Source organism: Pantoea sp. Taur, assembly GCF_009830025.1.
Lineage (GTDB): Bacteria > Pseudomonadota > Gammaproteobacteria > Enterobacterales > Enterobacteriaceae > Pantoea > Pantoea communis.
The window spans coordinates 57,984-82,507 of record NZ_SZZZ01000021.1; the positions used below are offsets into that span (position 1 = coordinate 57,984).

Genomic DNA, 24,524 nt, shown 5'->3' on the forward strand with positions numbered 1-24,524 from the left:
CGCAGCGCTCCATGTTAAAAGCAATAAAAACGCCGGACTGAGCCGGCGTTAACCTGGAGAGAAAGGCAGCTTACTGCCCTTCTCGCTTCGCCTCGTCACGCAATTCGCGGCGCAAAATTTTGCCCACGTTGGTCTTCGGCAGCTCATCTCTAAACTCGATAATCTTCGGCACTTTGTAGCCGGTGAGCTGACGGCGGCAATGATCCCGCACTTCTTCTTTCGTCAGTGACGGATCCTTTTTAACGATGCACACTTTCACCGCTTCGCCGGAAAGGTCGCTGGGAACACCGATTGCGGCGGCTTCGCGCACTTTCGGATGCTGCATCAGCACATCTTCGATTTCGTTAGGATACACGTTAAAGCCTGACACCAGAATCATGTCTTTCTTCCGATCGACGATGCGAATAAAACCTTCGCCATCAACGGTAACAACATCACCGGTGTGCAGCCAGCCATTTTTCAACACTTCTTCGGTGGCATCCGGTCGCTGCCAGTAACCGACCATCACCTGTGGACCACGAATACAGAGTTCGCCCGGTTCGCCTGGCGACACATCGTTATCTTCGTCATCGACGATACGCACATCCGTGGAGGGTACAGGAAGACCGATGCTGCCGGTGTGGCAAGTGATGTCATACGGATTGACCGATACCAGTGGTGAACATTCAGTCAAACCATAACCTTCGAGCAGATAATGCCCGGTGAGTTTTTCCCAACGCTCAGCCACGGCCTTTTGCACGGCCATGCCGCCGCCAGCAGAAAGACGCAGCGTGGAGAAATCGAGCTTATTAAAGTTTTCGTCGTTGAGCAGCGCGTTAAACAGCGTATTGACGCCGGTAATGGCGGTGAACGGGAATTTGCTTAGCTCTTTGACAAAACCGGGGATATCACGCGGATTGGTGATCAGCAGGTTGGTACCGCCGAGATCGAGAAACAGCAGGCCGTTTACCGTTAACGCAAAGATATGGTAGAGCGGGAGTGCCGTGACCACCTGCTCTTTGCCCGCACGCAGCAGTTTGCCATAAGTGGCTTTGGTCTGCTCCAGGTTTGCCTGCATGTTACCGTGAGTTAGCATCGCGCCCTTGGCGACGCCGGTGGTGCCGCCGGTGTATTGCAGGAATGCCAGATCACTGTTAGTCAGCGTCGGACGCTGGTAAGTCATCTGCGCGCCCTGCTGCAGTGCGCTGCGGAATGGCACCGCACCTGGCAGATGGTATTTCGGCACCAGCTTCTTAACATACTTCACCACGAAATTGACCAGCGTGGCTTTGACCGGGGCAAGTTGGTCACCCATGCGCGTCAGCATCACGTGCTTGATCGGCGTTTCCGCGACGACTTTTTCCAGCGTGTGGGCAAAGTTGGACACAATGACAATCGCACTGGCACCGCTGTCATTCAGCTGATGTTTCAGCTCACGCGGCGTGTAGAGCGGGTTAACGTTGACCACCACCATACCCGCACGCAGCACGCCAAACAGCGCCACCGGATATTGCAGCAAGTTTGGCATCATCAGCGCCACGCGGTCGCCCTGCTTCAGGCCCAACCCTTGTTGCAGCCAGGCCGCAAAGTCGCGACTTTGCTTATCCAGCTGACGATAGGTCATCGGCTGACCCATATTAATAAACGCCGTTTGATCGGCATACTGCAATGCTGCGTGCTCGAAAAGTTCGACCAAAGAGGTATAACGGTCCGCATTAATCTCCGCAGGAACATCTGCCGGATAGCGTTTAAGCCAAACCTTATTCAAAGAATCACCCCGATATTCTTGTTGCGTAGCCATCGCCGCCTCTGCAATCAGTGTTGTTAACAATATTTTAACTGATTGTACCAGTTTGCCTGTTTCGGCATTTTCAGGTTGCGAAGCGCATCACTAAATTTCGCGCATCGGTTGCGCGCCCAATAAAAAAGCCCGGTCGCGAGCACCGCGACCGGGCCGTCAAATAATGAAGATGAATTATTCGGTCAGGATAGTTTCCACCTGCGCGGGACCGGTATTCATGTTCATCCCCCAATAAGGATTAGGCCCCCAGTAACCCGGATGACGACGCGTTGGCCCATACCAAATCCAGGGATCGATAGGCTGCGGTGGCGTCATCACCTGCTGAGTCAGGTGCCAGCGCTGATAGCCGCGCACATCCACCACCACAAAGTTGTAGCTGGCTTTACCAATCTCACCTTTTTCGGTGCCTTTGATATTACCCAGTACCGTGACGTACTGATTGTTCAGATCCACCGGATCAACAAAACCGCGAATGTCGGCGAAAATACGCCCAACCGATGCGGAACCTAAACGCGGCCGCGCACTGTCATCCAGCGGTTGGGTGGCGATCTCCAGGCGCGTCACGCCCGTCAGATTGGTGACTTTCACCACTTTACCGCCAAAACGTGACTCCTGACCGACATACAGCTGCGGCGCATTCATCACGCGTAATAAATCTTGCTGTGGAAGTTGAGAACTCCCTTTAATGGAATCTGGCACCGAAACGCAGCCGCTGAGCAACAGCGCGCAGGCTAACAGAGCGCCAGACATCCCTTTACGACTTATTGGCATAGCACTTCTCCTGTTATTTCTCAGTTAGACTGGGCGCTTACGGAATAGTTGCGTGGCGCTTAACGGCCCGGCAACTTTTTCCATGCCACTTCATTACGCAGGTAAACCGGCTCGGCATTCTCCACCGCCACCGACTCACCGCGCTGCCAGGCACTCAATGCCAGCGGCAGCATATCCTCCGCTGCTGGCAGCGTCACTTCGGTGGTCACTAAGGTTGCGCCCGTCGAGCTTAACAGATGCGGATAAGCCGCCCAGCCGGTGCCGACCGTTGCCCACTCACCGCTTAGCTGGGCAATGCGCGCCTGCACATCTTCGGGTTTCAATACGGCTTCCGAGTCCGCACCTTGCCATTCACCGTTAGCATCACGCTGATATTCGGCCCAGTAAACTTCGCCCATGCGCGCGTCGATGGCAGCCAGCACGCGGTTAGCGCCGGTTAAGCGCCATGCGCCCTGAGCCATAGTCGCGAGAGAAGAGACGCCGATCATCGGCAAGTTCGCACCCAGCGCCAGCCCTTGCGCAATACCAATGCCAATGCGCACGCCAGTGAAACTACCCGGTCCACGGCCGAACGCCAGCACGTCAAGCGCGGTCAGATCCAGCTGCTGCAACTGCAACAGCTCTTGTACCAGCGGTAAGATGCGTTGGGTGTGATCGCGCGGGGCGATTTCAAAGCGGGCATCGATCTGCTGCTGATTGAGCAGCGCGGCAGAACAGGCTTCTGTCGCCGTGTCCAGAGCTAAAATTCGGGCGGACATAACAACCTCTGAAAGTCAAAATGGCGCGCATCTTAACACAGCCTGGCACAAATTAGTGCTTCTCTGGCTGGCGGACGAAAGCGATGGCACGCTGTAAATCGCGGGTACGCGGCGTGGGTGGCAGGCTATTGAGGAACAACCCGCCGTACGGGCGCGACACCAGACGCTGATCGCAAATCACCAGCACGCCACGATCGTCAGTATCACGAATCAAGCGGCCGACGCCCTGCTTCAGGGTGATCACCGCATCCGGTAGTTGCACATCATTAAAAGGATCGCCGCCGCGTAAACGGCAATCTTCCATGCGCGCCTTCAGCAACGGATCTTCCGGCGAAGTAAACGGCAGCTTATCGATAATCACCAATGACAGCGCATCGCCACGCACATCAACGCCTTCCCAGAAACTGCTGGTCGCTACCAGTAAGGCGTTACCGGCCTCAAGGAACTGCTTCAGCAGCTGGCCTTTACTGGTTTCTCCTTGCAACAACACCGGCAAAGTCATCGAGGCGCGGAATTCGGCGGCCAGTTCGCGCATCATCTTGTGCGAAGTACAGAGGAAGAAGCAGCGTCCTTTATTGGCATCGATCAGCGGTTTCATCATCTGTGCCAGCTTACGGGCACCGCCGGGTTGATTGGGTTCCGGCATATTGCGAGGCACACATAACAGCGCCTGCTGGGTGTAATCGAAAGGACTGTCGAGAATCATGGTGGTGGCTTTGTCGACGCCCAATCGGCTGGAGAAGTGGCTCATCTGCTCATTCACCGCCAGCGTGGCGGAGGTGAATACCCACGCCGCTTTACGGTTATCCATCACTTCACGAAAACGTTCGGCTACCGATAGCGGGGTTAACGCCAGCGTAAAGTGGCGGCTGGTGCACTCATACCAGTAGCTAAAACCGGGTTCATCAATGGCGCGTAGGCGTTTCAAACGGGTGCGATACAGCGCGGCACGCTCGAATGCCGCGTCCAGCAACGCCGAGCGCCCCAGCGACAATTTGATGACGTCGTAGCAAAGCTCCAGCGCATCATCCAGCAGGGTCAACATGCGCATGATGTTGTTATCGCTTAGCAGGTCACGCAGATTGCCGCGAAAACCCGGCTCGCCCAGTGTTAAGCGGAAATCCTGCGCGCACTGTGCCAGACGGTCGGCTGATTTCTGTAGCTGCTGCACGTCGCGCACTTCAGTGCGATAGGCAATAATGATGTCTTTGGCGAGATCCTGCAGTTGGCGGCTCGAAAGTTGCTGACCAAAGTACTGACTGGCGATATCGGGTAACTGATGCGCTTCATCGAAGATCATCACATCCGCTTCCGGGATCAGTTCACCAAAACCGCCCTCTTTGACCACCAGATCGGCAAGGAACAGATGATGGTTCACCACCACCACATCGGCATCCATGGCTTTTTTACGCGCTTTCACCACAAAGCAATCTTTGTAGAGCGGGCAGTCGCTGCCAAGGCAGTTATCATTGGTGCTGGTGACAAACGGCCAGATCGGACTGTCTTCGGCGACGCCGGAACAGCTGCTGACATCGCCATCCGAAGTTTGATTTGACCAGCTGCGCACGTTGATCAAATCCCCAAGCGCCTGCACGGTGAGATCGCCACCGGTCTGATTCTGCTGTTCCAGACGTTCGAGGCATAAATAGTTGGAACGTCCCTTCAGCAGGGCAGTTTTACCGCTGAACTTCAGGGCACGAGCAATGGTGGGCAAATCGCGGTTATACAGCTGATCCTGTAGTGCTTTGGATCCGGTCGAGATAATGACCTTTTTTTTCGCACGCAATGCGGGTGCCAGATAGGCATAGGTTTTACCGGTACCGGTGCCGGCTTCGACCACCAGCTCACCGCCCTTCTTCACCGCTTCCATGACCGCTTGCGCCATTTCACGCTGCGCGGCACGCGGTTTGAAACCTGGAATAGCCTGCGCCAGCGCGCCATCAGCTGCAAAATCGTCTGCCACACATCCTCACCGATTGGTCAAAAACACTGTAATTATGTCAGGATTCCCCTGAGGCGACCACAACAGATGACAGCGCCCTACAGGATATGGCAGGCTAGCGCAGCGAAATTACAGGAGAACACCATGACCATTACGCGTATTGATCCCGCACCCCGCATGTCAGAAGCCGTTGTGCATAACCAGACCGTCTATTACACCAGCGTGCCAGAAAATCTGGATGACGATGCCGAAGCGCAAACCGCCAACGCGCTGGCAGTGATTGACGCGATTCTGACCCGTGTCGGATCAGACAAAAGTAAGATCCTTGACGCCACGATTTTCCTGGTCGATAAAGCTGACTTTCCGGCCATGAACCGTGCATGGGATGCGTGGGTTTCACCTGATAACGCGCCCGTACGTTGCACCGTGCAAGCTGACTTGATGAATCCGAAGTACAAAGTGGAAATCAAAATCATCGCCGCACTGTAACCCTTTCGGGCGTTATTCGTCTTCTTCGTCGTCTTCGAACATCGCCCGAATCGATTCACCCTGATAGCTCTGACGGATCTCGTGTGCCACTTGCGCAATCGCCTGACCACTCGCCATGCCACCCGCCATCAATTCCTGGATACGTTCCACAGCTTGCTGCTGCTGTTCATGAGATAAAGCCGGAAGACCTGTAAACATTATTTGCTCCTGGTGCAAAAGGGGACGCATTATTCCATGAGGAACAAACAGGTGCCAGCGACAAAAAAATGTGCCAGGCTACGCGCCTGCTTGTTGGATTAATTAGCCCGATGATCGTAAAAACCCTTAACCTGAAGTATACGCCGGATGCGCTGTTGCACCGTTTTTCTGCGCTTGCTCATCGTCCCTGGGCGATGTTGCTCACCTCTGGCCATGCCGACCATGCCGATAATCGTTTTGACATTTTAACGGCGGATCCCCGTGCCACGCTTACCACGCGTGGCGAGATGACGGAAATCGACTGTGATGGCAAGGTGATCCTCTCCGCCGATGATCCACTGCACCTGGTTCAGCAACAGTGCGAAATGCTGGGCGCGACGCCACTGTTTGATGCTGATCTGCCTTTCCAGGGCGGCGCGCTGGGTTTGTTTGGTTATGATCTGGGACGCCGCTTTGAAATCTTACCGCAGCGCGCTGAGCAGGATCTGACAACGCCGGATATGGCAGTCGGCATCTACGATTGGGCTTTGATCGCGGATCATCATCAGCAAAAACTCACCCTGATTTCACTCACCGATGCCGGGCAACGCTGGCAGTGGTTGCAGGCACAAGCGATTCCGCAGCCTAAAGCTTTTGCGCTAACCAGCGACTGGCAGTCAAACCTCAGTTTTGATGAATATGCCGCGCATTTTGCACAGGTTCAACATTACATTCAGGCCGGTGATTGCTATCAGGTGAATCTGGCGCAACGCTTTAAGGCTCGCTATCACGGCGACGAGTGGCTGGCCTTTTTACGACTCAACCGCGCCAACCGCGCGCCCTTCAGTGCATTTATCCGCTTGCCTAAGAGCGTCATTCTTAGCCTGTCACCGGAACGCTTTCTCTCATTGCAGCAGCAGGAGATTGAGACCCGACCGATTAAAGGCACTTTGCCACGCTTAGCCGATCCAGAAGCCGATCGCTTGCAGGCTGAGAAACTGGGCCATGCGGAAAAAGATCGCGCCGAGAACCTGATGATTGTCGATTTGCTGCGTAATGACATTGGTCGCGTTGCTGAACCCGGCAGCGTCAGCGTTCCTGAGCTGTTTGTGGTGGAACCTTTCCCGGCGGTGCATCATCTGGTCAGCACAGTACGAGCGCGACTGCCTCAACATCTCGGCGCAACCGATCTCCTGCGCGCCTGTTTCCCCGGCGGCTCCATTACCGGTGCACCAAAAATTCGCGCGATGGAAATTATTGAGGAACTGGAACCGCAGCGCCGCAACGCCTGGTGCGGCAGCATCGGTTACATCAGCCTGTGTGGTCGCATGGATACCAGCATCACTATCCGCACGTTAATCGCTGAAAATCAGCATCTTTATTGTGCGGCAGGTGGTGGCCTGGTGGCGGACAGCGATGTGGAGCTGGAATATCAGGAGACCTTCCACAAGGTCAATCGCATCTTGCCCAGCCTGAGCGGCGAGGTTTAAATGAGCCTGACGCTTGACCAGTTTCTGAACCGCTTCGTGCTGCAGCCTCCTCTGAGCGCATCCAAAAGCGTGATCAGCGGCCGGCGAGCGGCCGTGTTGGTGCCTGTGATTGCGGGTGCTGAACCGGGATTACTGTTGACGCGTCGCTCTTCACACCTGCGGAAACACGCGGGCCAGGTAGCGTTCCCTGGCGGCATGCAGGATGCAACGGATGATTCGCTGATCCACACCGCACTGCGTGAGGCCGAAGAAGAAGTCGGCATTCACCCCGCTCAGGTTAGCGTCGTGGGTGTGTTACCGCCCGTGACCAGCAGCACCGGTTTTGCCGTCACGCCGGTGGTCGGCATTATTCCCGCGGACCTGCCTCTCAATATTAATCCCGACGAAGTGGAAAGCACCTTCGCGATGCCGCTGGCAGAAGCCCTGCGTCTTAGTCGCTACAGTGGACTCACCTTGCGCCGTGGTCATCGTCAGCATCAGGTGTGGTTATCGTGGTATGAGGATTATTTTATCTGGGGCATGACCGCCGGGATTATTCGCGCATTAAGTCAGCAAATCGCCCTTCCCTGAGTTCCGCGCTGCATGTTACTTCCGCCATAAACTCGATCCACTTCACAACCGCAGAATGGGATAACTATTTCTGTGGCTTATAATTAGTTTATTTCATGCGAAAAGCTGCTCGTTGAGTCACGCGGACGATTACTATTAGCCGCATAAACGGCCTCAGCCGTACAGAATAAGATTTGTGAGGAGTGTCACCGGTGATTAGTGTTTTTGACATGTTCAAAGTGGGCATTGGCCCATCCAGTTCACATACCGTAGGTCCGATGAAAGCGGGCAAGCAGTTTGTTGATCTGCTGGCCGAACAGGGCAAGTTGCAAGACGTGACGCGCATTGCCGTTGACGTTTATGGCTCGCTGTCGCTTACAGGTAAAGGTCACCATACCGATATCGCCATCATTATGGGGCTGGCCGGCTTTGAACCCGCCACCGTGGATATTGATAGCATTCCCGCTTTTATTAAAGACGTCGAGCAGCGCGAGCGCCTGCTGCTGGCGAACGGTGCACGTGAAGTCGACTTCCCACGAGAAGGCGGCATGGTGTTCCGCAGTGAAAATCTGTCGTTGCATGAAAACGGCATGACGGTTTTCGCCTTTGCCGGCGATCTGCTGATCCTGACCAAGACCTATTACTCCATCGGCGGCGGATTTATCGTTGATGAAGAGCATTTCGGCCAATCCGTACTGGATGAGGTATCGGTGCCGTATGCGTTCAACTCTGCCAAAGAGTTGTTGAGCCACTGCCATGAAAGTGGATTGTCCCTTTCCGGTTTGGTGATGAAGAATGAGCTGGCGCTGCACAGCCGTGAAGACATTTATGCCTATTTCGGCAACGTCTGGCAAACCATGCAGGCCTGTATCGATCGCGGCTTAAATACGGAAGGCGTATTGCCGGGTCCACTGCGCGTGCCGCGCCGCGCTGCCTCGTTGCGTCGTTTACTGGTTTCTTCTTCCAAGCACTCCAATGACCCGATGAACGTGATTGATTGGGTCAACATGTTTGCCCTGGCGGTCAATGAAGAAAATGCCGCCGGTGGACGTGTGGTGACCGCGCCAACCAACGGCGCCTGCGGTATCGTGCCTGCGGTGCTGGCCTATTATGATCACTTTATTGAGACCGTGACGCCGGACATTTTCATCCGTTACTTCCTGGCTTCGGGTGCCATTGGCGTGTTGTATAAAATGAACGCCTCGATTTCAGGTGCTGAGGTGGGCTGTCAGGGCGAAGTCGGTGTGGCCTGTTCGATGGCTGCCGCTGGCCTGGCGGAGTTGCTCGGCGCCAGCCCGGAGCAGGTGTGTGTCGCCGCTGAAATCGGTATGGAACATAACCTGGGATTGACCTGTGACCCGGTGGCAGGTCAGGTGCAGGTGCCGTGTATCGAACGTAATGCTATCGCCTCAGTGAAAGCCATCAATGCTGCGCGCATGGCGTTGCGCCGTACCAGTGAACCACGTGTTTCACTGGATAAGGTGATCGAAACTATGTACGAAACTGGTAAAGACATGAATGCCAAGTATCGTGAAACCTCACGCGGTGGTCTGGCGATCAAAGTTCAGTGTGACTAACCAGACATGCTGAAAAAATAATCAATTAGATATTTTTCTGCATCTCACGCTACCTCCAAGTGAGTAAACCAGATACATTAATTTGCGCGCGGCCCTTAGTGGCCGCGCTGTTTTTTAGTGCCGCTTTTTTTCTCTGCGGTGCGCTAAACCTGGCCGCCTCAATGCCGATAACCTACACGTTAATTTGGCTTCAATTTTTGTTTTGCAAGGTGGTTACTGATGCTCATTCCCCAGCAATTTGTCGGTCAATTTCGCCGTAAGCGCTTGCTTATTGCGTTGGTGATCGCGGCGCTGGTTCTGATTCTCACGCTGACTTTTCGATATATCGAAGAGAAATCGCGTATTGAGCAGCAGTCACTCAATTTTGCCAGTCGCGCCATTGAGCGCTTTGACCGTATGTTCTCCCCGCTGGATGTCTCCGCCAACAACACGCTTGGGCTGGTTGGCGTACCTTGCGCACAAGTTCGCTATCCCTTGATCGAAAAGATCTCGTCATTACAGACCGTGCGCACCATCCTGCTGGTGCAGGACGACAGTATTTACTGCTCCAGTATTTACGGCCCGCGCAATATTTCGTTTAGCCAGACCTATCCAGAGTTGGCGATTAATAATCAGCGCATGATGCTGACCACCGATAATTATCTGCTGAAAGGCTCACCGGTCTTGCTGCTGTGGACACCCAAATCGCTGGATAATCGCGATGGGCTGCTGCAGGTTATCAATGTGGAATTGATGACAAATTATCTGCTGGAGCCGCAATTACCCTGGGTCGAACGGGCTATTTTTAATGTCGGCGGACAGAGTCTGGAATATGGCAATCCGCTGATTGAAGAGACAGTGCCATCGGAAGATGAAGTGGCTTTTGATCAGGCTTCACTGCGTTACCCCTACAGCATTACCTTGTATGGCCCTTCTCCAGCGCGTCTGGCGTTGCATACGCTTCCTTCACAGCTACCGTTGGCGGTGCTGCTGAGTTTGCTGATGGGCTATATCGTTTGGTTAGCCACCGCGAACCGCATGAGCCTCAGCTGGCAAATCAGCTATGGCATTACCGCGAATGAATTTATGGTGTATTGCCAGCCGCTGATTAACGCCAAAAGTGGTGAGTGCGATGGCATGGAGTTGCTGTTGCGCTGGCACAATGCGCGTCAAGGCTGGGTTGCGCCGGATGTGTTTATCCCGCTAGCCGAGCGCCAGAACCTGATAGCACCACTGACGCGCTTTGTGTTAGCCAAAGTGGTGGATGAGTTGCCTAACCTGCCGCAATGTTCTTCTTTCCATATTGCGATTAACGTTGCCGCCAGCCATTTCCGCGATCGTGCGATTGTCGAGGATCTGCAAAGTATCTGGTGGCCCGCTAACCCGCTGCCGAAGCTGGTGGTCGAGTTGACCGAGCGCGATGCGCTGCCGGTGATCGATCAATCCGTGGTGTCGCAGTTGCATGAGATCGGCGTGCGCCTGGCGATTGACGATTTCGGTACCGGACACAGTTCCCTCGCCTACCTGAAAGACCTGAAGCCAGACGTGCTAAAAATTGACAAGATTTTCACTGCGGCCATCGGTACCGACGCGATTAACGCCACGGTGACAGATATGGTGATTTCGCTGGCGCAGCGTTTGAACATTGCGTTAGTGGCTGAGGGGGTGGAAACCGCGGAGCAGGCACACTATCTGCGTGAGCGCGGCGTGGATCATTTACAGGGCTATTATTACGCCCGTCCAATGCCCATCGAAGATTTCCCTGTGTGGCTGGAGCAGCATCAGGCGCATCTTAGGGCCTGATGTTGGGTTGTATTGTTGTGTCTGATGCTGGGTTGGATTGCTCTGTTTGATGGTGCGTTCGATTGCTCTGTTTCATGATGCGTTCGATTGCTGTGTCTGGTGGTGCGTTCCAGCCGGTAAAGGGGGATGTTCCGTAAAGACGGCGTGAATACATCCCTGTAGCCTCGGACGCCGCATCCCTGCGGCGTACGCTTTACTCCTCATCCCCCTTTACCGGCTTCATGTGGCGTTTTTGCGGTCTGCATAACGCTGTACCTGGAATGGGTCAATCGCGTTGTGCGTTCAACCTATTCGTTCATTACCTATTTCTCAGTGTGAGTGTGAAAGGTGTCAACGCCATTTATGGCGAAACACTTACTGCTTAATCACATCTCCCTCAGTGAGTGAGTAAAATGTGCCAACGCTATTTAGGACGGGTCACAGAAATAAAAAAGGCCAATATCGTGGATATCGGCCTTTTCGATGACAATTAACTTAGCCCTTACGCCTCATGCTCTTCATCTTCATGCGGCTTATCTTTGGTAACGCGCACCAGGTCGATACGATAATCCGTAGCCTCAATGATTTGGAAATGCAGCGGCGGCAGGTCGATGATCTCACCAGGCTGCGGCAGTTGGCCTTTTTGGGCAATCAACAGACCCGCCAGCGAGGCATGATCTTCTTCCCGATCCACCAGCTCATGGTGGTCGAGCAACTGCTGCAGTGAGTGCAGATCGGTACCGCCCTTCACTAACCAGCCATCACCATCCGCGATAATATCGGGCGTTTCATCTTCATCCGGGAACTCACCGGCAATCGCTTCCAGCACGTCCAGTGGAGTAATCAAACCTTGCACCACACCAAATTCGTTGGTGACGATGACAAAGCTGCCTTTAGCGCGGCGCAGTACGCCCAGCAGGTTGATCGGATCCAGCGTTTCAGGCACCACTATCGCCGGAGTGGTAGCAGCAAACGTCGCCACGTCCATACCATGCTCGAGCGCCACCAGCAGTTCTTTAGCACGCACCACGCCGATGATCTCATCCAGCTCACCGCGACATACCGGGAACAAACTGTGCGGCGTGTCGAGGAGCTGAATACGGATTTCATCCACCGGACGTTCAGCATCAACCCAGGAGATATTGCCGCGCGGCGTCATGATGCTACGAATGGAGCGCTGTGACAGCGTCAACACGCCGTTGATCATGTAACGCTCTTCGTCTTTAAACGCTTCCTGTGGCATCGCCTGCGTCAGCGCAGCTTCTTCCGTGGTTGCCGGCTGATGACGCTGGCGACCGCCCATCAGACGCAAGATCGCTTCAGCCGTACGTTCACGCATCGGACGATGTTCCTGATGGCGAATAAAGTTACGGCGTGCAATCTGGTTGAACAGCTCAATCACAATCGAGAAGCCAATCGCGGCGTACAGGTAACCTTTCGGAATGTGGAAACCAAAGCCTTCGGCCACCAATGACAAACCGATCATTAGCAGGAAGCTCAGACACAGCACCACGACCGTAGGGTGCGCGTTGACGAAGTTGGTCAACGGCTTCGAAGCCAACAGCATCACACCCATGGCAATCACCACGGCGGTCATCATCACCGGCAGATGGTTGACCATCCCCACTGCGGTAATCACCGCATCAAGCGAGAATACTGCGTCCAGCACCACAATCTGGATCACCACGGCCCAGAAGCTGGCATAACCTTTGTTGCCCTGATGTTCCATGCCGCGGTTTTCCAACCGCTCATGCAGTTCCATGGTTCCCTTGAATAACAGGAACAAACCACCGAACAACAGAATTAAATCTCGCCCGGAAAAACTGAAATCGCCTACGCTGAATAGGGGTCGCGTCAATGTCACGATCCAGGAGATCAGCGACAGCAGGCCCAATCGCATCACGAGAGCGAGTGACAGACCGATCAAACGCGCTTTATCACGCTGTTTCGGTGGCAACTTGTCCGCCAGGATGGCGATGAACACCAGGTTGTCGATGCCGAGAACGATCTCCAGCACGATCAGCGTTAGCAAACCCGCCCAAATTGAGGGGTCGAAGAGAAATTCCATCAATGACTCCTTACAACACAGAGGGGCGAACGAGATTGAGCCTGCGCGGTGAAGCGAGACGAGAGATCGTTAGCAAATGAGGTCACGCTGAGGAGCGTTGTAGTGTGCGCCAGAAAGCGCTGAGAACATGTTGAGCGACGTCGGTGACGGTCCATATAGGTGAGCTGAAGCCCGATACTCCTGAATATTAAACAGAACGCTAATGTATCAGTTACATCAACAACGTCAAAAAATTTTATTACATTTACAAACAACTGCACAAACGCAGGAATAACGAACATAAATGCAATTTTGCAGCGTTACGCTCGAAATAGCTGACAAACATCACATAAATTATTTTTTCGCACACTAAAATAAATCGCGACCTTACTGCTGTGCAGCGGACAGTTTCGGAACATTTATTGATGCGACTCTTCATCTTAGACCCAAACGATCCACCTGAATCAACAACGGTAATTCTCAATGATTCCCGGCAATGCCAGAGAATCTCTCATGCGAACGGAGGTAGCAAGTGACCATTGCTATTGTAATTGGTACACATGGCTGGGCGGCAGAACAGCTGCTTAAAACAGCAGAAATGTTGTTGGGTGAGCAGGAAAATGTCGGATGGATTGATTTCGTACCCGGCGAAAATGCAGAAACGCTAATCGAAAAGTATCAGGCGAGACTGGCAGAACTCGACACGTCGAAAGGCGTGCTGTTCCTGGTGGATACCTGGGGCGGCAGCCCATTCAACGCGGCCAGCCGCATTGTGGTGGACAAGCCGGATTATGACGTCATCGCCGGGGTGAACATCCCGATGCTGGTGGAAACCCTGATGGGACGTGATGACAACCCATCCTTTGAGGAATTGATTCATATTGCCGTAGAAGCCGGCCGCGAAGGTGTTAAAGCCCTCAAGACCGAAACCCCTACCCCGGAAGCTGCAGCACCCGTTGCCGCAAAAGCCCCGGCGCAACCGCAAAAGCCTTTGGCACCGGGCGAGCACATGAAGATCGGCCTGGCGCGCATCGATGACCGTTTAATTCACGGCCAGGTGGCAACCCGCTGGACCAAAGAGACCAACGTGACTCGCATCATCGTCGTCAGTGATGAAGTGGCTAATGACCATGTGCGTAAAACGCTGCTGACGCAGGTGGCCCCTCCTGGCGTGACCGCACACGTGGTGGATATTGCCAAGATGATCCGCGTGTGGAACAACCCGAAATATGGCAGTGACCGCGTGATGCTGCTGTTCACCAATCCAACCGATGTGGAACGGATTGTTGAACAAGGCGTGGATATCAAGTCGGTCAACATCGGCGGCATGGCATTCAAACAAGGTAAAACCCAGGTCAACAACGCAGTTTCGGTCGATCAGAAGGACATTGAAGCCTTCCGTAAACTGAATGAACGCGGTATTGAGTTGGAAGTGCGTAAAGTTTCAAACGACCCAAGACTGAAAATGATGGACCTGATTGCCAAGGTCAATCAGTAGTTCGCTTTTGCCTGCGCTGGCGGGCGAATACTTGAGACCTTGCTGAGGAGAAAAGCAATGGAAATAACCACGCTACAAATCATCCTGATATTTATTGTGGCTTGTATTGCCGGGATGGGTTCGATTCTTGATGAGTTCCAGTTCCACCGTCCACTGGTGGCCTGTACCTTGATTGGTGCGGTTCTGGGTGACATGAAAACCGGTATCATCATCGGTGGTACCCTGGAAATGATCGCGCTGGGCTGGATGAACATCGGTGCGGCAGTTGCACCCGATGCGGCACTGGCCTCCATCATTTCGACCATTCTGGTTATCGCAGGTGGCCAAAGTGTTGGTGCGGGTATCGCACTGGCGATTCCACTGGCGGCAGCCGGCCAGGTTCTGACCATCATCGTCCGTACCATCACCGTTGCCTTCCAGCACGCTGCCGATAAGGCCGCCGAGAAAGGTAATCTGAGCGCCATCAGCTGGATTCACGTCTCTGCACTGGTATTGCAGGCGATGCGTATTGCAATTCCAGCCCTGATTGTGGCGATTTCAGTGGGTACCAGCGTGGTACAGGAACTGTTGAGCTCCATTCCAGAAGTGGTCACCAACGGTCTGAACATCGCCGGTGGCATGATCGTGGTGGTCGGTTACGCGATGGTCATTAACATGATGCGCGCAGGCTACCTGATGCCGTTCTTCTATCTGGGCTTTGTGACGGCGGCCTTCACCAACTTCAACCTGGTTGCTCTGGGCGTAATTGGTGTGGTCATGGCGGTGCTGTATATCCAGCTGGCGCCGAAATATAACCGTACAGCAGGCGCGGCCGCTGCCGGTCCTGCACACAATGACCTCGACAACGAACTCGACTAGGAACAGGTGAAATCATGGTTGATACAACTAACACGCAAAAGAAACTCACCCCGAGCGATGTCCGTGGTGTGTTCATCCGCTCTAACCTGTTTCAGGGTTCATGGAACTTTGAACGTATGCAGGCGCTGGGCTTCTGCTTCTCAATGGTGCCGGTGATTCGTCGCCTCTATCCTGAGAACAATGACGATCGTAAACAGGCGATTAAGCGTCATCTGGAGTTCTTTAATACCCATCCATACGTGGCAGCCCCTGTGCTCGGCGTTACCATGGCGATGGAAGAGCAGCGTGCTAACGGCGCGGCGATTGATGATGCCGCGATTAACGGCATTAAAGTCGGCCTGATGGGACCGCTGGCGGGGGTGGGTGACCCGATCTTCTGGGGTACCGTTCGCCCGGTGTTTGCTGCACTCGGTGCCGGTATCGCGATGAGCGGCAGCCTGCTCGGTCCCCTGCTGTTCTTCATTCTGTTTAACGCCGTGCGTATGCTGACGCGTTATTACGGTGTGGCGTACGGTTATCGTAAAGGCGTGGATATCGTCAGCGATATGGGCGGCGGCTTCCTGCAAAAGCTCACGGAGGGGGCGTCGATTCTCGGCCTGTTTGTTATGGGGGCCCTGGTCAACAAGTGGACACACGTGAACGTGCCGCTTGTGGTGTCGCGCATTACCGATCACACCGGCAAAACCACCGTGACCACCGTTCAGTCGATTCTCGATCAGCTGATGCCGGGCTTAATCCCGCTGCTGCTGACCTTCGGCTGTATGTGGCTGTTGCGCCGTAAGGTCAACGCACTGTGGATTATCGTGGGCTTCTTTGCCCTGGGTATCTTTGGTTACTGGATCGGCCTGCTCGGTCTGTAATCATCTCGCCGGGGGCTTCGGCTCCCGGCAGTTTTCAGCGAAGTTACCTGAGCGCCAACGTTGAGGTAAATTCGGTTGAGGAAGAAAATGTAATGTCACTGACTGACGCTCTGATTGCCCTGCTGATCATCGCTTTCGCCCTGTTCGCGATTTATGATGACGCTATCCTGCCGCGGCGCAAAGGGCCGACCAAATTGCGTGTCGCGCTGCGTCGTCGCCATAAAATCGACAGCGGCATTTTTATCGTGTTACTGCTGATTCTGCTGTGGAATAACGTCAGCAACCATGGTCCCCAACTCACCACCACGCTGCTGATGGTGCTGTGCTTTATGGCGATCTGGCTATTCTGGCTACGCACGCCGAAATTGTTGATGAAGACAGAGGGACTGTTCTTCGGCAGCGTGTGGATCGACTATCGTCGCATTCAAAGTATGAACTTGTCTGAGGATGGCATTTTAGTCATGCAGCTGGAACAGCGTCGCCTGCTGATTGCAGTGCAACAGCTCGACGACCTGGAACGTATCTACAATACGCTGGTGGAAGCGCGTTAAGTGCGCTGCCATAGCGTCAGCATGAAGTCGGCATCGCAGCTAAAGCTATCGGCTGCCACCAGCTGTTGCCAGACTTCTTCGCGCGCGCGCCAGGCAAAAGGCGTCATCTGCAGCAAGCTCACCGCTTCGGCCCCATTTAACGTCATCTCATAACGTAGATTGTGTTGCCCGACCTGGCTAAAACCTTCGTAAGCCTTTTCTTCTGCCGCGTGCAGCTGCACTTCACGATAAATCAGCGCCTTGAACTGCTGCAGATGATGTGGACCCGGCGTCACCGTCAGCAGATAGCCGCCCGTTTTCACCACCCGGTTCAGTTCGGTTTCATTACAGGGAGCATAGATGCGCACAATGCCCTCCAGCGATGCATCAGCAAAAGGTAAACGCTGGCTGGAGGCGACACAAAATTTCACCGTGCGATAACGTTTAGCCGCCATGCGAATCGCCGCTTTCGCCACATCCAGGCCAAACAACTGCGCCTGCGGAAGGGCTTCTGCCATTGCTGCGGTGTAGTAACCCTCGCCACAGCCAATATCCAATACTTGTGCCGCCTGGCCATTCAGGCGCTGTGCCAGATGTTGCGCCACTGCATCGCGCAATGGCTGATAGTGGCCGGCATCAAGAAATGCGCGACGTGCCAGCAGCATTTCCGCACTGTCACCCGGTTCCTTTGAGCCTTTATACTGCACCGGCAACAAATTAACGTACCCTTCTTTAGCCTGATCGAATTGGTGACCTGCATCGCAGCGGAAGCTGTTGGCTTGCTGGTGCAAATGTTGCTGGCAAAGGGGGCAAATCAAAGACATAGACAACTCCGGGTTCACGATTCGCGCGCAGTTTACCCTGATCGTCTGGCAACAGAAAGGATAAAAGAAAAGCCCCGGTCAGAGACCAGGGCTTTACAATTCGTGTCAGCGGCGCATGGCACCGAGTCTGAGAACGAAATCAGATAGCAGTAACGTTTACTGCAGCTGGACCTTTCTGGCCGTCCTGAATTTCGAACTCAACAGCCTGGCCTTCAGCCAGAGTTTTGAAGCCGTTACCCTGGATTGCAGAGAAGTGTACGAACACGTCTTTGCTGCCGTCAGCAGGAGTAATGAAACCAAAACCTTTAGACTCGTTGAACCACTTAACCTGACCTTTAATCTTTGCCATTTTTGCAAATTCCTTTGATTGTTTATATTGCCCGAAGGCAGTCTTACAGATAAACCAGAGACGTTACTGAATGAGGCACTAATTTAAGGTTCGGCAAGGAAGCGGAATTCAACGTCAACGTCTTTACTCGTAACTTCTTTACTGAAGATGCCATACATAAACAGAACTGTACCTCGTTTGACCCAAGAGTCGTTATCACATATCCGCAAATTAATGGCAAGCCATTTTTAAACGGTGATCGACATGACGCACATAATTGGCCGTTGCTCTGCACTCTTCTGCCATTAGCATATTGACAGATGACGGAATAACTGCACAAAAAAATGTTATATGTCAGAGTAGTTAGCGCCAGTACTTACATTAGTCAAGCGTAGCGACGCGATCTAAACCAGCACAATTAAAGCGGTCAAGGCTACGCAAAAAATATTGCATTAATATGGCATTGATAAAATATTTCGCCAAAAAATTAACGTGGCATGCAACATTCGTGCGCTGAGCAAAACTTGTACAACTCGATTTATTAAGTACAAGTCATTAATTGTTTTGCACCAAAATCAGGAAAATATAAGCGCTCTTGCCCCAAATATATGCACGCTCGTTTTGGCGGTTATCTTATTTTTAACTAACGACTCTACAATTAAATGTTAAAAAAACGCACTGCGACGCTTGATTTAACAAATCGGGCTTAGGACACATCTGAATCACTATTCTGCAAGCTTCGGCTGGTGCCTATTCTCCATGGCATAAAGCGTGAGTCCCATTCTCCCGCGGATTGCATTGCTTGCGCCAAAGCGGCAGGAGGTTCATCTAAAGGATCATCCGCCAGTTCAAACACACCCCAGTGGATCGGCAGCGTTAACGGACGCCCTATCGCCTGCCATAAACGCACCGCCTGATCGGGGTCCATATGTTGACCGCGCATGAACCATTTTGGTGCATAAGCGCCAATGGGCAACGCGGCAAGATTAAAGGGCCCAAGACGTTTAGCAATTTCTAACAGGTTTTCGCTATAGCCACTGTCACCTGAAAACCAAAAATTCACACTCTGGTTTCGCACCACCCAGCCACACCACAGTGAGCGATTACGATCCCAGAAAGTTCGCATGCTCCAGTGCCGCGCGGGTACGGCAGTCAACGTCACTCCTGCGGTATCAATGGATTGCCACCAGTCGCGTTCGGTGACATGACGCACGCCACGTTTGCGGCACCAGGTTCCCATACCCAGCGGCACAACAAATTGCGCATCCGGGAAACGACGTGCGATGCGCTTTACCGTAGGTCGATCGAGATGGTCGTAGTGATTGTGCGAAATCAGTACCACGTCGAGATGTGGCAACTGTGCAATATGGAGCGGAGCGGGCGTTTTACGCTGTGGCCCAGCAAACGGCAGCGGTGAAGCACGCGCAGAGAGTGCCGGATCGATGAGAATATAGCGGCGATTGAGCCGCATCAACACAGCGGCATGACCTAACCACCAGACGCGATCGTCATCACCACCCAGATCGCTTTCCTGATACCAGCGGGCAATGAATGCCGGATAACCGGCCTGAGGCGGCAGCGGCAAATGGTCCGCTTTGCGCTCCCGCCGCCAGCGCTGCAAATCCCCTGGCTGGCGCAATTCCGGTTCCGGATTGCGGAAACCTTCTGGCGTGTGATGCGCCAGCGTTGCGTCGTACCAGGGATTTTGCCAGGCCATTACTGCTCCATCATGTGTTTAACGTTCTGGAATCATACGGATGAAGTCGCGCTGTTCTACGGCGTCTTCTTCCTCCTGCTGTTTTGCTGTGGCAGGTTGAGCATCCGCCAGGCGGCGCAACAATGCATTCTGTTTTTTCTGCTCTTCCAGCAGTGCTTCCAGCAAACGAATCTGTTCACTGGCGCGCATGCTGGCCCGGTTAACGAAGAACCAGGCTATCAAGGCCACAACAATAATGATGGCCAGTACACCATAACTGAACAGCGGACTGGTATTTGCGGCTAACTCGTTCATAACTGCCTCTATTGTCAAACATAAAACACTTACACCGCCGCTGATTCTACTCGTTGTGTGCGGAAAAGATAATGGTTGCCGGTGGAAAGCAGATTATCCCGCATCTTGATGGCTTTCAGTTATCTCTGATCGATTTCATGAGCAGGACGCGTCATGCTGCTACTATAGAAATCGCAGCGACTTCAGGATAGCTGCGTTGTGTATCACAAGGAGATAAAATGAAACTATTCATTCGGGCGATAATCGTGGTGGCAGTGGTCTGGTTAGGGATGCTGTTTACCGGCTATGGCGTACTGACCGGAAGCAACAAAAACGCCGCTGGACTGGGCTTACAGTGTAGCTATCTCACTGCACGCGGCATGATCACCGCGCAATATCTGCATACCGACAGCGGTATTGTGGGTGTCACCGATTGTCCACTGCTGAAGAAAAGTGGCGAAGTGGTAGATAATTAATGACTCAAACGGGCTGGCGACAGCCCGTTCTGCTATTCAGAATGGGTAGTCGTGGTAACCCAACTGGTCGGAAATATTGCGCGCGGCACGATGCAGCATCGCCACATACTCGTTTTTTGCTTCTTCAGAGAATCGGATTGTCGGGAACGAGATGCTCAATCCCGCGATCACCACGCCGAAGCGGTCGAAAACCGGCACAGCGATACAGCGTAAGCCCTCTTCCTGCTCTTCATTATCTTCACCGAAACCCTGTACTTTTACCTGATCTAATACCTCAAGCAGCGCTTCAGCACTGACGATGGTGTTGGCGGTACTGCGACGAAACTCGACTTCGCTCAGGATTGCCTGAACTTCAGTGCGATCGCGCCATGCCAGTAACACTTTACCGATGGCGGTGGTATGCAGCGGGTTACGACGCCCGATGCGCGAGTACATGCGCAGGTTATACAGCGAATCAATTTTATGGATATAGACAATGCTGTCTTCTTCCAGCGCACCCAGGTGGATGGTTTCTTTGGTCAAACGCGACAGTTCTCGCATTTCGACATCGGCACTACGAATCAGGTCGACGTTTTGTAGTGCCCTGGCACCCAATTCAAACAGCTTGAGCGTCAGCGAATATTTTTCACTTTCCCCTTCCTGCGCGACGTAACCCAATGATTTCATGGTTTGCAGAAAGCGGTAAACCGTGCTTTTTGACATCATCACGCGTTGCGACAGCTCGGTGATACCATGATCACGATCTTCGCCTAACGCCTGCAAAATGCCGAACACTTTCATTACCGAAGAGACGGAGTCTGGCTGTTTATCGTTATCACTGCTCGCCATTGCGCGTATCCTTTTTTGACGGTGTTTCAAAAAAAACGGAACAGAAGCGCCAGTATATGCGTTTCAGCCCAACGGCGGCAACGACTGGCAATCTGCGACACATTCCTTCGTAATTTTTTGTCAATGAATGCGGTGCTTTCCGTCACAAAATTGATTAGCATGATGATATTCACTTCCTTCATTTATTTCATTTATGTCCCCTACAGTCTCTCAGGATGGATTACCTGTTCCGCAGCGGTACGGCGCGATTATCACTATTGCGTTAGGCATCATGATGGCAGTGCTGGATGGTGCCATTGCTAACGTTGCGTTACCCACCATTGCACGCGAACTGAATGCCAGTCCGGCGGAATCAATCTGGATTGTTAACGCCTACCAAATCGCCATTGTTATCTCGTTACTGTCGCTCTCCTTTCTGGGCGATATGCTGGGCTATCGCCGTGTTTATCAGGTAGGGCTGGCGTTGTTTATCGCCACTTCACTGTTCTGCGCCCTCTCCTCTTCACTCAATATGCTTACCGTGGCGCGTATCCTGCAGGGTTTTGGCGGCGCGGCACTGATGAGTGTGAACACAGCGCTGATTCGTATTATCTATCCGCAGCGTTTTCTCGGCCGCGGTATGGCGATTAACTCGCTGATCGTCGCGGTGTCGAGCGCTGCGGGCCCAACGGTGGCAGCCGCGATTCTCTCCATCGCCAGCTGGAAATGGTTATTCCTGATCAACGTGCCGCTGGGCATTGTGGCACTGTGGCTGGCGCTGCGTTTTCTGCCAGATAACACGCAGAAAGCTAAACAGCAGAAATTCGATGTTCCCAGTGCCATCATGAACGCCCTGTTCTTTGGCCTGCTCATATCGGCCCTCAGCGGGTTCTCACAGGGGCAGGATCACTGGCTCATTCTGGCGGAAGTCGTCGCACTGGTGTTGGTGGGCGTGGTGTTTGTTCGTCGCCAGTTGGCGATGCCAGTGCCGCTACTGCCGGTGGATTTGCTGCGCATCCCCATTTTTTCGTTGTCGATGTGCACTTCGATTTGCTCGTTCTGTGCGCAGATGCTGGCTATGGTTTCGCTGCCATTCTTCCTGCAAAACGTGCTGGGACGGGATGAAGTGGCAACCGGGTTGCTGCTCACACCCTGGCCGCTGGCCACCATGGTGCTGGCACCCATTGCCGGACGGTTGATTGAGAAGGTCCATGCGGGGTTATTAGGTGGCCTGGGGCTGGCAATGTTTGCGGCGGGTCTGTTCTTACTGGCACTGCTGCCTTCACAACCCACCGATATTGATATTATCTGGCGAATGATGCTTTGCGGTGCGGGCTTTGGCCTGTTCCAGTCTCCAAATAATCACACGATTATCTCCTCTGCCCCGCGCCATCGCAGCGGTGGCGCCAGCGGTATGTTAGGGACGGCGCGTTTGGTCGGTCAGAGCAGCGGTGCAGCATTGGTTGCATTGATGTTCAATCTGTTTAACGACAGCGGAACACATGCATCACTGGTTCTGGCGGGTAGTTTCGCCACGGTGGCAGCCGTCGTCAGTATGTCTCGGATGACGCAATCGAGTCAGACGGTGAAGTCATAAAACAACAAAGGTGCCCAATTGGGCACCTTTGTTTATTGCAACAGCCAAACCATTATTTCAGATAGTCACCGTTACGCAGCGCTTCAATACGCTTATCGAGCGGCGGATGCGACATAAACAATTCGCTCAACGATTTGCTTTTGCCGTTAATGCAGAATGCCATCATGCTGCTTGGCTCCTGCGGCTCGTAGCTGGTTTTCAAACGCTGCAGAGCGGCAATCATCTTCTCGCGGCCCACCAGTTTGGCTGAACCTGCATCCGCGTGGAATTCACGGTGACGTGAGAACCACATGGTGATGATGCTGGCGAGAATGCCGAACACCAGTTCCAGCACGGTCGCGACCGCAAAATAGACCAGCGGGTTACCGTTGCTGCTCTCTTCACCGTCACGGTTACCCGACAGGAAGCCTGATGCCACCTGCGCGATAATACGCGAAATGAAGATCACGAAGGTGTTCACCACACCCTGAATCAGCGTCATGGTGATCATGTCACCGTTAGCGATGTGGGCGATTTCGTGCGCCAGCACCGCTTCCGCTTCATCACGGCTCATGTTCTGCAGCAAGCCGGTCGAGACCGCAACCAGTGAGGCGTCACGACGTGCACCGGTAGCAAAGGCGTTAATGTCTGGCGCGTGATAGATCGCCACTTGCGGCATCGCAATGCCGGACTGTTGAGCCTGGCGACTGACGGTATCCATCAGCCAGCGTTCTGTCTCGTTACGGGGTTGTTGAATCACTTCACCGCCGACGGAGCGCAACGCCATCCATTTAGACATCAGCAGTGAAACAAACGCACCGCCAAAGCCAAACAGACCTGCCATAATCATCAGACCCTGAACACTGCTTGACTGAATTCCTGTCAGACTCAGAATCAGTCCGAATACCAACATCACCGCCAGGTTGGTGACCAGGAAAAGCGCAATACGCATCATAAACGTTAATCTTCCTCAGTTGTGCTCGCGCTCATGCGCGGATATACATCCTATGTCCATTGCGCAGGTTTTCAAGCAACCTTAATCTTTAAGTGTCTAAAAAGACATAACTTTACATTTGGTAATGATGTGGACAATTCTGCCCATTAGCCACAATGAACAATACCTTTGGTGCAAAAAAAACACCGCCGGAGCGGTAATGCTTGTCAGTTAAGATCTTAATGGAGGCCGCAGCGGATAACGTTGCGGCTTCTTTTTTACCGCCCTTGGGTAATGCCGCACTCTTCTTTCCGGCAGCACCAGCCCTGGCGCCATCGCCATTATCTCTTCCATTACCCGCGGTATTTTTCCCGGTGAGATGCCCGGTAGCAGGCTAAGATGACTTCTCAGATACAGTGCGGACTGCTTAAAACTCATCTGATAAGGTTCCACGCCTTTCAGGCTGTACGCCATCTGCGCCATCATGAACCTCAGAAGGTTA

At 53.4% G+C, this 24,524-nt stretch carries 24 protein-coding genes and 1 pseudogene; 11 read left to right on the forward strand and 14 right to left on the reverse strand.

All coding sequences use genetic code 11. The features are described from left to right. Positions 1 to 70: 70 nt before the first annotated feature. The 4 genes from fadD to FD744_RS21475 all read right to left on the reverse strand — a co-directional run bounded on the left by fadD (position 71) and on the right by FD744_RS21475 (position 5,272). Positions 71 to 1,747: a long-chain-fatty-acid--CoA ligase FadD gene (fadD, locus tag FD744_RS21460; RefSeq protein WP_160869333.1), complete on the reverse strand. Its 1,677-nt coding sequence runs from the start codon at positions 1,745 to 1,747 to the stop codon at positions 71 to 73. A 207-nt stretch (positions 1,748 to 1,954) separates the two neighbouring features. Beyond that, positions 1,955 to 2,551 (reverse strand): Slp family lipoprotein, encoded by a 597-nt coding sequence (locus tag FD744_RS21465; RefSeq protein WP_034828738.1) that lies wholly within the window; start codon positions 2,549 to 2,551, stop codon positions 1,955 to 1,957. A gap of 59 nt (positions 2,552 to 2,610) precedes the next feature. Then, on the reverse strand, positions 2,611 to 3,309 hold the full coding sequence (gene tsaB, locus FD744_RS21470; RefSeq protein ID WP_160869315.1) for a tRNA (adenosine(37)-N6)-threonylcarbamoyltransferase complex dimerization subunit type 1 TsaB: 699 nt from the start codon (positions 3,307 to 3,309) through the stop codon (positions 2,611 to 2,613). A 52-nt stretch (positions 3,310 to 3,361) separates the two neighbouring features. Beyond that, complete coding sequence (locus tag FD744_RS21475) at positions 3,362 to 5,272, reverse strand: ATP-dependent DNA helicase (RefSeq protein WP_160869317.1); 1,911 nt, start codon at positions 5,270 to 5,272, stop codon at positions 3,362 to 3,364. 123 nt (positions 5,273 to 5,395) lie between these two features. Here FD744_RS21475 and FD744_RS21480 point away from each other — a divergent pair, with 123 nt between their 5' ends. Further along, positions 5,396 to 5,740, forward strand: coding sequence for a RidA family protein (locus FD744_RS21480; RefSeq protein ID WP_034828732.1), 345 nt, complete (start codon positions 5,396 to 5,398; stop codon positions 5,738 to 5,740). Between the two features lie 12 nt (positions 5,741 to 5,752). Here the strand turns inward: FD744_RS21480 and FD744_RS21485 are convergent, their stop codons facing one another. Continuing rightward, complete coding sequence (locus FD744_RS21485; RefSeq protein WP_034828730.1) at positions 5,753 to 5,938, reverse strand: YoaH family protein; 186 nt, start codon at positions 5,936 to 5,938, stop codon at positions 5,753 to 5,755. Between the two features lie 110 nt (positions 5,939 to 6,048). Here FD744_RS21485 and pabB point away from each other — a divergent pair, with 110 nt between their 5' ends. From pabB to FD744_RS21505, 4 genes are all read left to right on the forward strand, one after another. Further along, positions 6,049 to 7,407 (forward strand): aminodeoxychorismate synthase component 1, encoded by a 1,359-nt coding sequence (pabB, locus tag FD744_RS21490; RefSeq protein ID WP_160869319.1) that lies wholly within the window; start codon positions 6,049 to 6,051, stop codon positions 7,405 to 7,407. After that, complete coding sequence (locus tag FD744_RS21495) at positions 7,408 to 7,977, forward strand: CoA pyrophosphatase (protein WP_160869321.1); 570 nt, start codon at positions 7,408 to 7,410, stop codon at positions 7,975 to 7,977. Positions 7,978 to 8,168: 191 nt separating this feature from the next. Next, on the forward strand, positions 8,169 to 9,533 hold the full coding sequence (locus tag FD744_RS21500; RefSeq protein WP_058962469.1) for an L-serine ammonia-lyase: 1,365 nt from the start codon (positions 8,169 to 8,171) through the stop codon (positions 9,531 to 9,533). A gap of 219 nt (positions 9,534 to 9,752) precedes the next feature. Further along, positions 9,753 to 11,315, forward strand: a complete 1,563-nt coding sequence (locus FD744_RS21505) for an EAL domain-containing protein (RefSeq protein WP_097116880.1) — start codon at positions 9,753 to 9,755, stop codon at positions 11,313 to 11,315. Between the two features lie 481 nt (positions 11,316 to 11,796). On the opposite strand, the gene FD744_RS21510 is transcribed toward FD744_RS21505, so the two are convergent. After that, complete coding sequence (locus FD744_RS21510; protein WP_160869323.1) at positions 11,797 to 13,362, reverse strand: TerC family protein; 1,566 nt, start codon at positions 13,360 to 13,362, stop codon at positions 11,797 to 11,799. 511 nt (positions 13,363 to 13,873) lie between these two features. Between FD744_RS21510 and manX the strand changes: the two genes are divergently transcribed. The 4 genes from manX (at position 13,874) to FD744_RS21530 (ending at position 17,108) form a co-directional block, all read left to right on the forward strand. Further along, complete coding sequence (gene manX / locus FD744_RS21515; RefSeq protein ID WP_160869325.1) at positions 13,874 to 14,839, forward strand: PTS mannose transporter subunit IIAB; 966 nt, start codon at positions 13,874 to 13,876, stop codon at positions 14,837 to 14,839. A 57-nt stretch (positions 14,840 to 14,896) separates the two neighbouring features. Then, the gene (locus FD744_RS21520; protein ID WP_034828717.1) at positions 14,897 to 15,697 is read left to right on the forward strand and encodes a PTS mannose/fructose/sorbose transporter subunit IIC; all 801 of its coding nucleotides are present in this window, start codon (positions 14,897 to 14,899) and stop codon (positions 15,695 to 15,697) included. A gap of 14 nt (positions 15,698 to 15,711) precedes the next feature. Next, a complete protein-coding gene (locus FD744_RS21525) occupies positions 15,712 to 16,557 on the forward strand; it encodes a PTS mannose transporter subunit IID (protein ID WP_038646579.1) in 846 nt (281 codons plus the stop codon). Positions 16,558 to 16,649: 92 nt separating this feature from the next. Then, positions 16,650 to 17,108, forward strand: a complete 459-nt coding sequence (locus FD744_RS21530; protein WP_058960161.1) for a DUF986 family protein — start codon at positions 16,650 to 16,652, stop codon at positions 17,106 to 17,108. On the opposite strand, the gene rlmA is transcribed toward FD744_RS21530, so the two are convergent. The 5 genes from rlmA to FD744_RS21555 form a co-directional block, all read right to left on the reverse strand. Next, complete coding sequence (rlmA, locus tag FD744_RS21535) at positions 17,105 to 17,911, reverse strand: 23S rRNA (guanine(745)-N(1))-methyltransferase (RefSeq protein ID WP_160869327.1); 807 nt, start codon at positions 17,909 to 17,911, stop codon at positions 17,105 to 17,107. The genes FD744_RS21530 and rlmA overlap by 4 nt on opposite strands. A 139-nt stretch (positions 17,912 to 18,050) precedes the next feature. Further along, positions 18,051 to 18,260: a transcription antiterminator/RNA stability regulator CspE gene (cspE, locus tag FD744_RS21540; protein ID WP_034828712.1), complete on the reverse strand. Its 210-nt coding sequence runs from the start codon at positions 18,258 to 18,260 to the stop codon at positions 18,051 to 18,053. Between the two features lie 83 nt (positions 18,261 to 18,343). Beyond that, entirely contained in the window at positions 18,344 to 18,418 is a 75-nt protein-coding gene (locus tag FD744_RS21545; protein ID WP_128599124.1) for a DUF2627 domain-containing protein, read from the reverse strand. 527 nt (positions 18,419 to 18,945) lie between these two features. Next, entirely contained in the window at positions 18,946 to 19,956 is a 1,011-nt protein-coding gene (locus FD744_RS21550; RefSeq protein WP_160869329.1) for an MBL fold metallo-hydrolase, read from the reverse strand. 18 nt (positions 19,957 to 19,974) lie between these two features. After that, complete coding sequence (locus tag FD744_RS21555; protein WP_034828707.1) at positions 19,975 to 20,250, reverse strand: YebO family protein; 276 nt, start codon at positions 20,248 to 20,250, stop codon at positions 19,975 to 19,977. Between the two features lie 218 nt (positions 20,251 to 20,468). On the opposite strand from FD744_RS21555, the gene FD744_RS21560 reads away from it, so the two are divergent. Continuing rightward, a complete protein-coding gene (locus tag FD744_RS21560; protein ID WP_034828706.1) occupies positions 20,469 to 20,705 on the forward strand; it encodes a YobH family protein in 237 nt (78 codons plus the stop codon). Positions 20,706 to 20,741: 36 nt separating this feature from the next. On the opposite strand, the gene kdgR is transcribed toward FD744_RS21560, so the two are convergent. Beyond that, entirely contained in the window at positions 20,742 to 21,533 is a 792-nt protein-coding gene (gene kdgR / locus FD744_RS21565) for a DNA-binding transcriptional regulator KdgR (protein ID WP_034828705.1), read from the reverse strand. Positions 21,534 to 21,726: 193 nt separating this feature from the next. Between kdgR and FD744_RS21570 the strand changes: the two genes are divergently transcribed. Continuing rightward, positions 21,727 to 23,109, forward strand: coding sequence for an MFS transporter (locus FD744_RS21570; protein WP_160833637.1), 1,383 nt, complete (start codon positions 21,727 to 21,729; stop codon positions 23,107 to 23,109). A gap of 52 nt (positions 23,110 to 23,161) precedes the next feature. Here FD744_RS21570 and htpX read toward each other — a convergent pair whose 3' ends face one another. Both htpX and FD744_RS21580 read right to left on the reverse strand, forming a co-directional pair. Beyond that, positions 23,162 to 24,043: a protease HtpX gene (gene htpX / locus FD744_RS21575; protein ID WP_038646563.1), complete on the reverse strand. Its 882-nt coding sequence runs from the start codon at positions 24,041 to 24,043 to the stop codon at positions 23,162 to 23,164. A 210-nt stretch (positions 24,044 to 24,253) separates the two neighbouring features. After that, a pseudogene (locus tag FD744_RS21580) lies at positions 24,254 to 24,524 on the reverse strand (IS4 family transposase); the annotation flags it as partial.